Here is a 14,031-nt window from a genome sequence, read left to right on the forward strand (position 1 = left end):
CCCCATGAGCAAGTTTCGCGACATCGAGATCCGCGCCCCGCGTGGCAACCAGCTGACCGCCAAGAGCTGGCTGACCGAAGCGCCGCTGCGCATGCTGATGAACAACCTCGACCCCGAGGTGGCCGAGAACCCCAAGGAGCTGGTGGTGTATGGCGGCATCGGCCGCGCCGCGCGCAACTGGGAGTGCTACGACAAGATCGTCGAGAGCCTGACCAACCTGAACGACGACGAGACCCTGCTGGTGCAGTCCGGCAAGCCGGTCGGCGTGTTCAAGACCCACAGCAACGCGCCGCGTGTGCTGATCGCCAACTCCAACCTGGTGCCGCATTGGGCCAGCTGGGAGCACTTCAACGAGCTGGATGCCAAGGGCCTGGCGATGTACGGGCAGATGACCGCCGGTTCGTGGATCTACATCGGCAGCCAGGGCATCGTCCAGGGCACCTACGAGACCTTCGTCGAGGCCGGTCGCCAGCACTACAACGGCAACCTCAGCGGCAAGTGGGTACTGACCGCCGGCCTCGGCGGCATGGGCGGCGCCCAGCCGTTGGCCGCCACCCTGGCCGGCGCCTGCTCGCTGAACATCGAGTGCCAGCAGAGCAGCATCGACTTCCGCCTGCGCAGCCGCTACGTGGATGAGCAAGCCACGGATCTGAACGACGCCCTGGTGCGCATCGCCAGGTACACCCGCGAGGGCAAGGCGATCTCCATCGCCCTGCTGGGCAATGCCGCCGAGATCCTGCCGGAGCTGGTCAAGCGCGGCGTGCGTCCGGACATGGTCACCGACCAGACCAGCGCCCACGACCCGCTCAACGGCTACCTGCCGATCGGCTGGAGCTGGGCGCAGTACAAGGACCGCGCGCAGACCGACCCGCAAGCGGTGGTCAAGGCGGCCAAACAGTCCATGGCCGTGCATGTGCAGGCCATGCTCGACTTCCAGAAGATGGGCGTGCCGACCTTCGACTACGGCAACAACATCCGCCAGATGGCCAAGGAGGAGGGCGTGGCTAATGCCTTCGACTTCCCCGGCTTCGTCCCGGCCTATATCCGTCCGCTGTTCTGTCGCGGCATCGGCCCGTTCCGCTGGGCCGCGCTGTCCGGCAACGCCGAGGACATCTACAAGACCGACGCCAAGGTCAAGGAGCTGATCCCCGACGACGCCCACCTGCACCGCTGGCTGGACATGGCCCGCGAGCGCATCGCCTTCCAGGGCCTGCCGGCGCGCATCTGCTGGGTCGGCCTGGGCCAGCGCGCCAAGCTGGGCCTGGCCTTCAACGAGATGGTGCGTTCGGGCGAGCTGTCCGCGCCCATCGTCATCGGTCGCGACCACCTTGACTCCGGCTCGGTGGCCAGCCCCAACCGCGAGACCGAGGCCATGCGCGACGGCTCCGACGCCGTGTCCGACTGGCCGCTGCTCAACGCCCTGCTGAATACCGCCAGCGGCGCCACCTGGGTTTCGTTGCACCACGGCGGCGGCGTGGGCATGGGCTTCTCCCAGCATTCGGGGATGGTCATCGTCTGCGACGGCACCGATGAAGCAGCGGCGCGTATCGCCCGTGTACTGACCAACGACCCGGGCACCGGGGTGATGCGTCACGCCGACGCCGGTTATGAAGTTGCCATCGACTGCGCCCGCCAGCAGGGCCTTAAACTGCCGATGATCGGTTGAGGAAGAGCACCTGATGAACACGCTGAACCTGAAACCCGGCCACCTCACCCTGGCCGACCTGCGCGCCGCCTACCAGGCGCCGCTGCACCTGACCCTGGACGCCAGCGCTTATCCGGCCATCGACACCAGCGTCGCCTGCGTCGAGAACATCATCGCCGAGGGCCGCACCGCTTACGGCATCAATACCGGTTTCGGCCTGCTGGCCTCGACCCGCATCGCCAATGCCGACCTGGAGAAGCTGCAGCGCTCGCTGGTGCTGTCGCATGCCGCCGGCCTCGGCGAGGCGCTGGACGACGCCATGGTGCGGCTGATCCTGCTGCTCAAGATCAACAGCCTGGCCCGTGGTTTCTCCGGCATCCGGCGCAAGGTGATCGACGCGCTGATCGCCCTGGTCAACGCCGAGGTCTATCCGCATATCCCGCTCAAGGGCTCGGTGGGCGCCTCCGGTGACCTGGCGCCGCTGGCGCATATGTCGCTGGTGCTGCTCGGCGAGAGCCAGGCACGCCACAAGGGCCAGTGGCTGCCGGCCACCGAGGCGCTGGCCGTGGCCGGCCTGGAGCCCATGACCCTGGCCGCCAAGGAGGGCCTGGCCCTGCTCAATGGCACCCAGGTGTCCAGCGCCTATGCTCTGCGCGGCCTGTTCGAGGCCGAGGACCTGTACGCCGCCGCCACCGTCTGCGGCGCCCTGAGCGTCGAGGCCATGCTCGGCTCGCGGGCGCCCTTCGATGCACGCATCCACGCCGCCCGCGGCCAGCGCGGACAGATCGACGCGGCCGCTGCCTATCGTCACCTGCTCGGCGCCAGCAGCGAGATCGGCCGTTCCCACGCCGCCTGCGACAAGGTGCAGGACCCGTACTCGCTGCGCTGCCAGCCCCAGGTGATGGGCGCCTGCCTGACCCAGCTGCGCCAGGCCGCCGAGGTGCTGGCGGTGGAGGCTAACGCCGTGTCGGATAACCCGCTGGTGTTCGCCGCCGAGGGCGACGTGATCTCCGGCGGCAACTTCCACGCGGAGCCGGTGGCCATGGCCGCCGACAATCTCGCCCTGGCCATCGCCGAGATCGGCTCGCTGTCCGAGCGACGCATCTCGCTGATGATGGACAAGCATATGTCGCAGCTGCCGCCGTTCCTGGTGGCCAATGGCGGGGTGAACTCCGGTTTCATGATCGCCCAGGTCACGGCCGCCGCCCTGGCCAGCGACAACAAGGCCCTGGCCCATCCGCACAGCGTCGACAGCCTGCCCACCTCGGCCAACCAGGAAGACCACGTGTCCATGGCGCCGAACGCCGGCAAGCGCCTGTGGGAGATGGCCGCCAACACCCGTGGCGTGCTCGCCGTGGAATGGCTGGGTGCCTGCCAGGGCCTGGACTTCCGCGAGGGCCTGCACAGCTCGCCGGCCCTGGAACAGGCGCGCCAGGCCCTGCGTGCCGAGGTGCCTTACTACGTGGAGGACCGCTTCTTCGCCCCGGACATCGCCACGGCGGACGAGCTGCTGCAGCGCCAGGTGCTGACGCCGTTACTGCCGGCGGGGATGCTGCCCTCCCTGTAGGTCGGGAGCCTGCACGGCCATGTAGGGTGGATCACGCTTCACCGATCCACCGGGTGGAGTCAGTGGTGGATGAGCAGAGCGTCATCCACCCTACATGCTTCTTCGCCCCGGACATCGCCGCGGCGGACGAGCTGCTGCAGCGCCAGGTGCTGACCCCATTGCTGCCGGCGGGGATGCTGCCGTCGCTGGGTTGAAAAGGCACACGGACCGCTCCCTCTCCCGTTTACGGGAGAGGGGCTGGGGGAGAGGGCTGGGCCTGTACCCTCTCCCCCAGCCCCTCTCCCACAAGTGGGAGAGGGGAGGTCGGCTCCGCTATCATCCGCCGCAACCGGGTATTTCCAAGGAGCCACCGTGACCAGCAGCACCCCGCGCTACAAGGCGATCGAGGATTTCCTTCTCGAGCGCATCCATGGCGGCGCCTACCCGGTCAACCATCAGATTCCCCCGGAAGAGCAGTTGGCCCGTGACTTCGACGTCAGCCGCATGACGGCCAACAAGGCGATCAACAACCTGGTGCAGAAGGGCTACCTGGTGCGCCAGGCCGGCCTCGGTACCTTCGTCACCGACCGCAAGGCCGAGTCCTCGCTGCACGAGGTGCTGAACATCGCCGCGGAGGTGCGTGGCCGTGGCCATGCCTACAGCAACGACGTGCTGCGCTGCGAGGCGGTGGAGGCCGACGACGAGGTGGCTTTGCGCCTCGGTCTGCGCCTGGGCGCCCAGGTGTTCCACAGCATCCTGGTGCACCGCGAGGACGGCGTGCCGATCCAGCTGGAGGACCGCTACGTCAACCCGCGCTGGGTGCCGCACTACCTGGAGTGCGACTTCTCCCGGCAGACGCCCAACGAGGTGCTGGTCGCCAGTTGCCCGATCGCCGATGTCGAGCACGTGGTCGAGGCGGTGCTGGTGGACGCGCAGACCGCCGCCTGGCTGGATATCGACCCCGCCGCGCCGTGCCTGTCGATGATCCGCCGCACCTGGTCGGCCGAGCACCTGATCAGCTATGCCCGCCTGATCCACCCCGGTGCGCGCTACAAGCTGCGCTCGCGCATGCGCCGCTGACGCGGCCCAGGCGCCTCGCTGAGCCACCGTCCGTCGATCCGGTTTCTTATCCCGCGCCCAGTGGTTAGGCTCTGGGGTCTACCGTGCCAACGGACGAGACGATGGATCGACAAGCGAAGCAATTCGAGCTGGCGCTGGAGCGCCTGTACCGTGAGGAGTCGCGCCGGGTGCTGGCCACCCTGATTCGCCTGCTGGGCGACTTCGACCTGGCCGAGGAGGCCCTGCACGAGGCCTTCCGCGCGGCCATGGAACAGTGGCCGGAGCAGGGCGTGCCGGACAATCCGCGCGCCTGGCTGGTGTCCGCCGGGCGCTTCAAGGCCATCGACCAGCTGCGCCGCCAGGTGCGCTTCCAGGCCCTCGACGATGTGGAGGAACCCGCCGGCGGCGAGGCCTGGGACGGCGAGCATCTGGAAGACGACCGCCTGCGCTTGATCTTCACCTGCTGCCACCCGGCCCTGGCGCCCGACGCCCAGGTGGCGCTGACCCTGCGCGAAATCTGCGACCTCACTACCGAGGAGATCGCCAGCGCCTTCCTGGCCACGCCGCCGACCATCGCCCAGCGCATCGTGCGCGCCAAGAACAAGATCCGCGACGCGCGCATCCCCTACGAGGTGCCCGGCCGCGGCGAGCTGCCCGAGCGCCTGGAGGCGGTGCTGCGGGTGGTATACCTGGTGTTCAACGAAGGCTATTTCGCCAGCAGCGGCGATGAGCTGACCCGCCAGCACCTGTGCGCCGAGGCCATCCGCCTTGGCCGCCTGCTCTGCGAGCTGCTGCCCGAGGCCGAAGTGCGCGGCCTGCTGGCGCTGATGCTGCTGCAGGAGTCGCGCCGCGCCGCACGCAGCGATGCCGAGGGCCAGCCGGTGCTGCTGGAAGAGCAGGACCGCAGTCTGTGGGACCGCACGCTGATCGCCGAGGGCGAGATGCAGGTGCAGGCCGCCTTTGCCTCCGGCGAGATCGGCCCCTACTGCCTGCAGGCCGCCATCGCCGCCGTGCATGCCGAGGCGCCGAGCGTGGAGGCCACCGACTGGGCGCAGATCGTCGGCCTGTACGACGTGCTGCTCGGCGCCGCCCCGTCGCCGGTGATCGAACTCAACCGCGCCGTGGCCCTGGCCATGCGTGATGGCGCCGAAGCCGGCCTGCGCCAGGTGGAGGCCATACTCGAGCGCGGCGAGCTGGGCGACTACCACCTGGCCCACGCCGCCCGCGCCGACCTCAATCGTCGCCTGGGTCGCTGGGGCGAGGCGCGCAGCGCTTACCAGCGTGCGTTGCAGCTGAGCCAGCAGGGCGCTGACCGTTTGTTTCTCGAACGGCGCCTGGCCGAGCTGCCGGGGGCCTGAAAAATATTTTCGCGGCCCTGTCGAATTGCCGATGTGCCGCTCGACCACTGGATGACCGCAGCGAAAAACGCTGCCAGGGAGGAAGCGATGAAATACCTGTGCCTGATCTATAGCGACGAAAAAGTCCTGCACGACTCGCCGGACAGCCCGCACGACGGCGAGTGCTACGACTACTTCCAGAGCGTGCAGCAGAGCGGGCGCATGCTTGCCGCCGAACCGCTGGAGCCGGTCGCCACCGCCACCACCGTGCGCGTGCGCGGCGGCAAGCTGAGCATCACCGACGGCCCGTTTGCCGAAACCAAGGAGCAGCTGGCCGGCTTCTACCTGATCGAAGCGCGCGACCTCAACGAGGCGCTGCAGATCGCCGGCGGCATCCCGGCTGCGCGGGTCGGCAGCGTCGAAGTGCGGCCGGTGCGCGAGTTGCAGTTGTGAGTTTTGCTCCCCTCTCCCCCTGGGAAGAGGGGCCGGGGCGGTTCGCGTAGGGGTGAGGAGTCTGACCGGCAACGCGCAGCGCCATGCTCCATGCAGGCCCAACCTCCCTCACCCCAGCCCTCTCCCAGAGGGAGAGGGAGTCAAACGTGCAGGCCCGAGGCCGTGGTGTGGCCTGCTGTCTCGCCAAGCATGCATCTATGGTTTGAATCGAGAGGCACCGAGATGAACCCTGATTACCCGAAAGTCGCCAGCCGCGAGGAATGGCTGGCCGCACGCCTGCAGCTGCTCGCGCAGGAGAAGGCCCTGACCCACCAGCGCGATGCGCTCAACGCCCAGCGCCGCGCCTTGCCGATGGTGGCGATCGATACCGACTACCGCTTCAGCGGGCCGCAAGGCGAGGTCGGCCTGGCCGATCTGTTCGCCGGGCGCAGCCAGCTGATCGTCTACCACTTCATGTTCCATCGCGACAAAGGCGAGGGCTGCCCCGGCTGCTCGTTCCTGGCCGACAACATCGGCCACCTGGCCCACCTGCACGCCCGCGACACCAGCCTGGTGCTGGTCTCCAACGCACCGCTGGCGGAGCTGGAGGCCTTCAAGCAACGCATGGGCTGGGACCTGCCCTGGTACTCGTCGTTTGGCAGCCGCTTCAACTACGACTTCCACGTGACCATCGATTCCAGCCAGGCGCCGGTCGAGTACAACTACCAGGACGAGGCCGAGCTCAAGCGCATGGGCCAGCTGGACATGATCAAGGGCGAGCTGCCCGGCGCCAGCGTGTTCCTGCGCGATGGCGCCCGCGTGTTCCACACCTACTCCACCTACGCCCGCGGCCTGGACATGCTGATGAACGCCTACCACTACCTGGACCTCACGCCCTTCGGCCGTGGCGAGGGCTGGGACGGCATGGCCAACGTGGATGGCAAGGGCCTGAACTGGACCCGCCTGCACGACCAATACCAAGGCGCGGCCCCGGCTCGCCATGATTGCTGCGCCTGAGCGCGAGGAGAGAATTCATGAGTACTGCAAACAGCGAACTGAAAGCCCTGACCGCCAGTTGGGAGGCGGCCAACAAGGCCCGCGACGTCGACGCCATCCTCGGCCACTACGCCGACGACCTGGTCGCCTTCGATGCCATCCTGCAGCTGCAGTTCAAGGGCCGCGAGGTCTACAAGACGCACTGGAAGGCCTGCCTGGAGATGTGTGCCGGCCCGATGAGCTTCGAGGTGCATCAGCTGCAGCAGTGGAGCGACGGCGATGTGGGCTTTGGCCACTTCCTCTGCCATTGCGGCGGCACCGATGCCGAAGGCAATAGCCAGAGCTGCTGGATGCGGGTGACCCAGGGCTACCGCAGGATCGGCGGCCAATGGCGCATCGTCCACGACCATTTCTCCGCGCCCTTCAACCCGGAGAACGGCCAGGCGCTGTTCGAGCTGCAGCCCTGATAGGCGCAAGCGGTCCATCGCGGCCAAGGCCGCTCCCACAGGCGTTGCCCGATCCCCGTGGGAGCGGCCTTGGCCGCGAGTTAGGCGGCGCAGCGGTAGCCCGGATGAAATCCGGGAGTCCCGGCGCATATATCCCCGGATTGCATCCGGGCACCAAGGAGACAACCCAATGCAAGGAAAGAAGAGCATGACCATTCTGATCGTCGTCGTACTGTTGGTCGCCGGCCTGGCGGTATTCGTCGCCAGCCGCCCGGACCAGTTCCGCGTCGAGCGCAGCGCGCTGATCCAGGCGCCACCGGCCGCGCTGCAGGCGCAGATCGAAGACTTCCACCAGTGGCCGCACTGGTCGCCCTGGGCCCGGCGCGACCCGGCCATGCAGGTGAGCTACGAGGGCGCCGAGCGCGGCGTCGGCGCCACCCAGCGCTGGGTCGGCAACAAGGAAGTGGGCAAGGGCAGCGCGACCATTCTGGAGAGCGAGCCAGGTGAGCGGGTGCTGATCCAGCTGGAATTCCTAGAACCCTTCCGCGCCAGCAACCTGGCCGAGTTCCGCTTCCAGCCCGAGGGTGGCGGCACCCGCGTGAACTGGAGCATGACCGGCCACAACGGTTTCATCGGCAAGGCCATGGGCCTGGTGTTCAACATGGACAAGATGGTCGGCGGCGACTTTGAGCAGGGCCTGCAGCAGCTGCGCATGCGCGTGGAGGAGAGCTGATCGGCGTACAATCGCGCCTTTGCTTTCCGCCGCCTGGCTAAGGAGTAACCGTGGAATCGGTGATTTCCGTCGAGAATCTGAGCAAGACCTACAAGTCCGGTCATCCGGCGCTGAGCAACATCAACCTGAGCATCCGCCAGGGCGAGATCTTCGCCCTGCTCGGGCCCAACGGCGCCGGCAAGACCACCCTGATCAGCATCATCTGCGGCATCGTCAACCCGGGCGCGGGCCAGGTGCGGGTGGCCGGCCACGACATCAAGGCCGACTACCGCGCGGCGCGCTCGGCCATCGGCCTGGTGCCGCAGGAGCTGGTCAACGACGTGTTCGAGACCGTCTGGGCCACGGTGAAGTTCAGCCGCGGCCTGTTCGGCAAGAAGCCCGATCCGCAATTCCTCGAGCAGTTGCTCAAGGACCTGTCGCTGTGGGACAAGCGCGACGCCAAGATCTTCGAGTTGTCCGGCGGCATGAAGCGCCGGGTGATGATCGCCAAGGCGCTGAGCCACGAGCCGTCGATCCTGTTCCTCGACGAGCCTACCGCAGGCGTCGACGTGGAGCTGCGCCGCGACATGTGGAACATGGTGCGGCGCCTGCGCGAGCGCGGCGTGACCATCATCCTCACCACCCACTACATCGAGGAGGCCGAGGAGATGGCCGACCGCATCGGGGTGATCCGCAAGGGCGAGATCATCCTGGTGGAGGACAAGGACGTGCTGATGCACAAGCTCGGCAAGAAGCAGCTCACCGTGCAGCTCAAGCACCCACTGCAAAGCGTGCCGGTCGAACTGGCCGGCCACGGACTGGAGCTGGCCGATGAGGGCCACGCGCTGGTCTACACCTTCGACGCCCAACGCGAGCACACCGGCATCGCCGAGCTGCTCAAGGACCTGGCCCAGCACGGCATCGACTTCAAGGACCTGCAGTCCAGCGAGAGCTCGCTGGAAGACATCTTCGTCAGCCTGGTGCATGAGAAGGAGCGCGCATGAACCTGCAAGCCATCAAGTCCATCTACCTGTTCGAGCTGCACCGCACCTGGCGCACCCTGTTGCAGAGCATCGCCACCCCGGTGATCACCACCTCGCTGTACTTCGTGGTGTTCGGCTCGGCCATCGGTTCGAGCATGACCGAGGTGCACGGTGTCAGCTACGGCGCCTTCATCGTGCCGGGCCTGATCATGCTGGCGCTGCTCACCGAGAGCATCGGCAACGCCTCGTTCGGCATCTACATGCCCAAGTACTCGGGGACCATCTACGAGCTGCTGTCGGCGCCGGTGTCGTTCTTCGAGATCCTGGTCGGCTATGTCGGCGCAGCGGCCACCAAGTCGGTGATTCTCGGCCTGATCATCTTCGCCACCTCGTCGCTGTTCGTCGATTTCGAGGTGGCCCATCCGTTCTGGGCGCTGGCCTTCCTGCTGCTGACGGCCATCACCTTCTGCCTGTTCGGCTTCATCATCGGCGTGTGGGCCGACGGCTGGGAGAAGCTGCAGGTGGTGCCGGCGCTGATCGTCACGCCGCTGGCCTTCCTCGGCGGCAGCTTCTACTCGATCAGCATGCTGCCGGAGCTGTGGCAGAAGCTGACCCTGTTCAACCCGGTGGTGTATCTGATCAGCGCCTTCCGCTGGGCCTTCTTCGGCGTGGCCGACGTCAACCTCGGCCTGAGCATCGGCATGATCCTCGGCTTCCTGCTGGCCTGCGTGCTGGTGGTGAGCTGGATCTTCAAGACCGGCTACCGCCTGCGCCACTGAGGCGTCGCTCAGTCGCCGCGCTTGCGCAGACGATTGCGTCGCGGCGGCTCCTGCTGGGGCACGTGCAGGTAGGACAGCACGCTCTCGGTCAGCTCGGCCGCCAGGCGCACGGCCTCCTTGTTGCGCGTCATCACGGCGGCCACCAGGCTCTCTATCAGCGCCAGTACCGCGGTGTTGGAGCTGATCAGCACCGGGTGCTCGGCGGTGGCGTACAGGCAATGGTCGGCGATGGGCGCCAGCGGCGAGGCCGGTGAGTCGGTGATGGCCAGCACCTTGGCGCCGCGCTCCAGGGCGTAGCGCGTCAGCTGCAGGGTATCCAGCGAATAGCGGGGCAGGGAGATGGGGAGCAGCACGTCGTCGGCGGTGATGCTGGCCAGGCGATAGGCGGCGTTCTCGTTGCCGCCCTCCATGCTCACCGCCACTGCGTCCGGGCAGTAGGGCATCAGGTTGGCGGCCGCCAGGCCGGCCATGTAGGCGCTGTTGCCGAAGCCGAGGATGTACACCCGACGCGCGCCGGCCAGCGCTTCGACGAAGGCGGCGAAGGTCTCCTGGCTGTTGCCGTTGGCGGTGCTGCCGAGGTTGCTGGAGGCGCTGCGCATGTGTTCGTGCAGACCGAAATTGCCGTCGCCGCGCTGGGCCAGCTCATTGCGCAGCTTGTCCACCGGCGACACCAGCTCCTGCAGGGTCGCGACCAGCGCCGTCTTCAGGGCGCTGAACCCGCCCAGCTGCATGGCCCGCGCCAGGCGGTTGACCGCCGCCGGCGAGGTGCCGGTGGCCTGGGCCAGCTCCTCGATGGTGAGGGTCGCTGCCTTCAGCGGGTGGCGCAGAATGAAATCGGCCACCTTGCGCAGCGAGGGCTGCAGGTCCGGGGCGACGGCGGCGAGCTTGCGCATCACCGGAGAGGCATAGACCGTGATATTGCTCGGGGCGGGCGTCATGGCGGGTGCGTCCTGCTGGGGAAGGGCTGCAGTTTATCCGATGGGCGCGGCGTGCGGCCCAATGAAAAAGGGGGTATCCGCACGCTGGCGGATACCCCCTCGGCGGCAGGTGCTTACTGGCCGTAGATGTCGTAGGCGAAGTACTTGCCCTGGACTTCTTCGTACTTGCCGTTGGCGCGCAGGGCGGCGATGGCGTTGCTGAATTTCTCGGCGGTGGCGGCATCGCCCTTGCGCACGGCGATGCCGGCGCCGTTGCCGAAGTACTTCGGATCGTTGAAGTCCGGGCCGACCAGGGCGAAGCCCTTGCCGCCGTCGGTCTTGAGGAAGCCTTCGCCGATGTTCACCACGTCGGCCAGGGAGGCGTCGATACGCCCGGAAGCCAGGTCGAGGAAGGCCTCGTTCTGCGAGCCGTAGCGCACCACCTCGATGCCGGCTTCGGCGAATTTGTCGCTGGCGTAGCGATCATAGGTGGAGGCGCGCTGCACGCCGACCTTCTTGCCCTTGAGGTCGACCAGCGGGTCCTTGATCTCGGTGCCGGCCTTCATCACCAGCTTGCCGGGGGTGTGGTAGTACTTCTTGGTGAAGTCCACCGATTTCAGGCGATCCGGGGTGATCGACATGGACGACAGCACGGCGTCGACCTTGCGCACCTTGAGCGAGGGAATCAGGCCGTCGAAGGCTTGCTCGACCCATTCGCACTTGACCTGCATCTGCGCGCACAGCGCATTGCCGATGTCGTAGTCGAAGCCGCTGATCTGACCATCCGGAGTCTTGAAGGCGAAGGGTGGGTAGGCGGCTTCGATGCCGATACGCAGGGTGTCCTGGGCCTGGGCCAGGGTGGCGCAGGCGGAGAGCGCCAGGGCGCCGAGCAGAGCGATCTTGTTCATCTTATGACTCCAGTTGCGGATGGTTGGCCACCCTCGCGGGTGAGGTGCATTGATTCGCATGGCGGCGAATTTCTTGACCCAAACCTGGTGGGCCCGGGCCCCAATAGCCGCACAGATGAGGCGACCTGGCTTGGTGTATGGGATGACGCGTTTTGTGTCAGCAAAGCTAAGGTCAAGAAAAAATCATGTCAATATTGTTTCTGCATGAAAAAATAATTTCATCATGACGAAGGCGCACGAAACGCCGTGGTAGAGCTGCTTTGCCCTTTATAAGCTGTCTGTTTGGTCGATTTTCCAGTGGATGCCTGGGCTTGATCACGGAATTTGTCTGGTATACAACATTTCAAATTGACTGATTTGTGAAAATAAATGAGTCAATTGGTTGTGTGGCGAACACTCCGTACTCAGAAGAAGAGCAACAAGAAATGAGAATGCAGACCAAGCCTGGCGCGCTGCTTGCCGCCCTGATTCTTGCCGGCCATTGCGCGCCGGTCCTGGCTGAGGGCCATCTGCTGGCTGTCGGCGGCATGCTGCGGGCCAGCAATACCGAGGTCTATCGGAAGCTCATCGAGCTGGCCGGGGGCACCGAGCGGGCGCGCATCGCCATCATGCCCACGGCCAGCGGCAGTCTCGGCTCCAGCAAGCGCTTCCAGGCCGAGCTGCAGGCGCTTGGCGTGCCGGCCGCGCAGATCAGCATCGTCGGCATCGACAAGCAGAACTACCAGAGCACCATGAACGACCCGGCGGTGCTCAAGCCGCTGAGCGAGGCCAGCGCCGTCTGGTTCGTCGGTGGCGACCAGGCGCGTATCGCACGCGCGCTGTACAACGCCGACGGCAGCGCGTCGCTGACGCTGAAGGCGGTGCGGGGCGTGTTCGACAAGGGCGGCGTGGTCGCCGGTACCAGCGCCGGCGCGAGCATTCTCGGGGCGACCATGCCGACCGCCTACGGCGTGGTCATGGATACGCTGGACTTCGGTGTCGCGGCCAAGCCGGATCAGCGCGGCACGGCGCTGCTCAAGGGCGCGGGTCTGTTCCAGGCCGGCATCATCGATCAGCACTTCGACCAGATCGAGGAAACCAGCACCGGGCGCGCGGCGCGCATGGCCAGCTACCTGGTCGAACAGCGCCCGGCCAAGGGCTTCGGCCTGGATACCAACACGGCGATCTGGGTGCAGCCCGGCGGCCAGCTGCAGGTGCTCGGCGAGGGCTACCTGACGGTCATGGACGCCAGCCAGGCGCAGAAGCAGTTCGGCCTGTATGGCACCCGCCTGCAGAACGTGCGCCTGGCCATGCTCGGCCGGGGCGATCGCTACGAGCTGGCCAGCGGCAAGGTGCAGCCGGCCGAGGGCAAGGAGCCCATCGTCGCCGGCAACGAATACCTGGTGGGCAACCAGCTGCTCACCGATCTGTCCGCGGTATCCGCCATGTCGCGCGCGGTGCTCTACGGTCTGGCCGATAACACGGCCACCCGCCAGGTGGGGCTGATGACCCGCTACAACCCGGCCAACGGCTATCACTATGGCTATCGCTTCGAGCTCAGCGAGGCGTCGGGCTTCCAGGCCCACAGCCGCTTCAACGACTCGCTAACCAACTACACGGTGCAGAACGTACGCCTGGACATCGCCCCGGTGGATGCCTTCCTCCGCGACCCGGCGCGCAGCAGCCCGCAGGACGCTGCCGCCAGTCGCTGGCCGGACGCGGTGCGTGCGGTGAGTTTCCGCGGCCTGATGACCAGCGATGACGACAATCGTTTCGAGCCCAAGCGAGCGCTGACCCGCTACGAGCTGGCCAACGCCCTGCAGATGACCCTGGCCGCCGAGCCGGCCCTGGACAAGCTGCCGAAGCTTGCCGACATCGACCGCGACCACCCGTTGCGCGAGCAGATCGAGGTCGCGGTGTCCAATGGCTGGCTGCACAGCGGCGAGCGTTTCGATGGCGAGCGCGAGGTGACCCGGGCGGAGTGGGCGCTGGCCTGCAAGGCCCTGGTCGAGGACTTCGCCAAGACCAGCCTGCAGCGCCGTGCGCCACTCAAGGACCTGGCCGAGGTCGACCCGGCCGCGGCGGAGGCCGCCGAGTTGCTGGTCGGTGAGGGCTGGATGAGCGCCGAGTCCGGTCGCTTCCAGCCCGAGGAAACCGTGAGCCGGGAAGAGGCGGCACACAGCCTGGCTCGCCTGATCGGGCTCGCCAAACCGTCCTGAATGCCTGATGCGTATCCCACTTCGCCCCGTTGCCACGGGGCGGGCGGGCAGTGTTCGCCCGCGAGAAACCCCA

Annotated in this window: 14 protein-coding genes; 12 read left to right on the forward strand and 2 right to left on the reverse strand. The window is 66.9% G+C overall.

Annotated features, from left to right (window positions below):
- Nucleotides 1-4 precede the first annotated feature (4 nt).
- The 11 genes from hutU to N7607_RS03325 all read left to right on the forward strand — a co-directional run bounded on the left by hutU (nt 5) and on the right by N7607_RS03325 (nt 9,935).
- Entirely contained in the window at nt 5-1,666 is a 1,662-nt protein-coding gene (gene hutU, locus N7607_RS03275; RefSeq protein ID WP_279864444.1) for a urocanate hydratase, read from the forward strand.
- 13 nt (nt 1,667-1,679) lie between these two features.
- Entirely contained in the window at nt 1,680-3,212 is a 1,533-nt protein-coding gene (gene hutH, locus N7607_RS03280; RefSeq protein WP_279864443.1) for a histidine ammonia-lyase, read from the forward strand.
- A gap of 65 nt (nt 3,213-3,277) precedes the next feature.
- Entirely contained in the window at nt 3,278-3,406 is a 129-nt protein-coding gene (locus N7607_RS03285) for a hypothetical protein (RefSeq protein ID WP_279864442.1), read from the forward strand.
- A 157-nt stretch (nt 3,407-3,563) separates the two neighbouring features.
- The gene (gene hutC, locus N7607_RS03290) at nt 3,564-4,271 is read left to right on the forward strand and encodes a histidine utilization repressor (protein ID WP_279864441.1); all 708 of its coding nucleotides are present in this window, start codon (nt 3,564-3,566) and stop codon (nt 4,269-4,271) included.
- 101 nt (nt 4,272-4,372) lie between these two features.
- Nucleotides 4,373-5,608, forward strand: coding sequence for an RNA polymerase sigma factor (locus N7607_RS03295; protein ID WP_279864440.1), 1,236 nt, complete (start codon nt 4,373-4,375; stop codon nt 5,606-5,608).
- An 87-nt stretch (nt 5,609-5,695) separates the two neighbouring features.
- Complete coding sequence (locus N7607_RS03300) at nt 5,696-6,040, forward strand: YciI family protein (RefSeq protein ID WP_279864439.1); 345 nt, start codon at nt 5,696-5,698, stop codon at nt 6,038-6,040.
- Between the two features lie 222 nt (nt 6,041-6,262).
- Nucleotides 6,263-7,036 (forward strand): DUF899 domain-containing protein, encoded by a 774-nt coding sequence (locus N7607_RS03305; protein WP_279864438.1) that lies wholly within the window; start codon nt 6,263-6,265, stop codon nt 7,034-7,036.
- 17 nt (nt 7,037-7,053) lie between these two features.
- Nucleotides 7,054-7,482, forward strand: coding sequence for a nuclear transport factor 2 family protein (locus N7607_RS03310; protein ID WP_279864437.1), 429 nt, complete (start codon nt 7,054-7,056; stop codon nt 7,480-7,482).
- Between the two features lie 187 nt (nt 7,483-7,669).
- Nucleotides 7,670-8,194, forward strand: a complete 525-nt coding sequence (locus tag N7607_RS03315; RefSeq protein WP_279864436.1) for an SRPBCC family protein — start codon at nt 7,670-7,672, stop codon at nt 8,192-8,194.
- 50 nt (nt 8,195-8,244) lie between these two features.
- Nucleotides 8,245-9,177 (forward strand): ABC transporter ATP-binding protein, encoded by a 933-nt coding sequence (locus N7607_RS03320; RefSeq protein WP_279864435.1) that lies wholly within the window; start codon nt 8,245-8,247, stop codon nt 9,175-9,177.
- The gene (locus N7607_RS03325) at nt 9,174-9,935 is read left to right on the forward strand and encodes an ABC transporter permease (protein WP_137970974.1); all 762 of its coding nucleotides are present in this window, start codon (nt 9,174-9,176) and stop codon (nt 9,933-9,935) included. The genes N7607_RS03320 and N7607_RS03325 overlap by 4 nt, the downstream gene beginning before the upstream one ends.
- A gap of 8 nt (nt 9,936-9,943) precedes the next feature.
- On the opposite strand, the gene N7607_RS03330 is transcribed toward N7607_RS03325, so the two are convergent.
- On the reverse strand, nt 9,944-10,873 hold the full coding sequence (locus N7607_RS03330) for a MurR/RpiR family transcriptional regulator (protein WP_279864434.1): 930 nt from the start codon (nt 10,871-10,873) through the stop codon (nt 9,944-9,946).
- A gap of 113 nt (nt 10,874-10,986) precedes the next feature.
- Nucleotides 10,987-11,760 (reverse strand): ABC transporter substrate-binding protein, encoded by a 774-nt coding sequence (locus N7607_RS03335; protein ID WP_279864433.1) that lies wholly within the window; start codon nt 11,758-11,760, stop codon nt 10,987-10,989.
- A gap of 431 nt (nt 11,761-12,191) precedes the next feature.
- Here N7607_RS03335 and N7607_RS03340 point away from each other — a divergent pair, with 431 nt between their 5' ends.
- The gene (locus N7607_RS03340; protein ID WP_279864432.1) at nt 12,192-13,958 is read left to right on the forward strand and encodes a cyanophycinase; all 1,767 of its coding nucleotides are present in this window, start codon (nt 12,192-12,194) and stop codon (nt 13,956-13,958) included.
- Nucleotides 13,959-14,031 lie beyond the last annotated feature (73 nt).

It is taken from the genome of Pseudomonas sp. GD04019 (assembly GCF_029837695.1).
In the GTDB taxonomy this organism is placed as follows: Bacteria; Pseudomonadota; Gammaproteobacteria; order Pseudomonadales; family Pseudomonadaceae; genus Aquipseudomonas.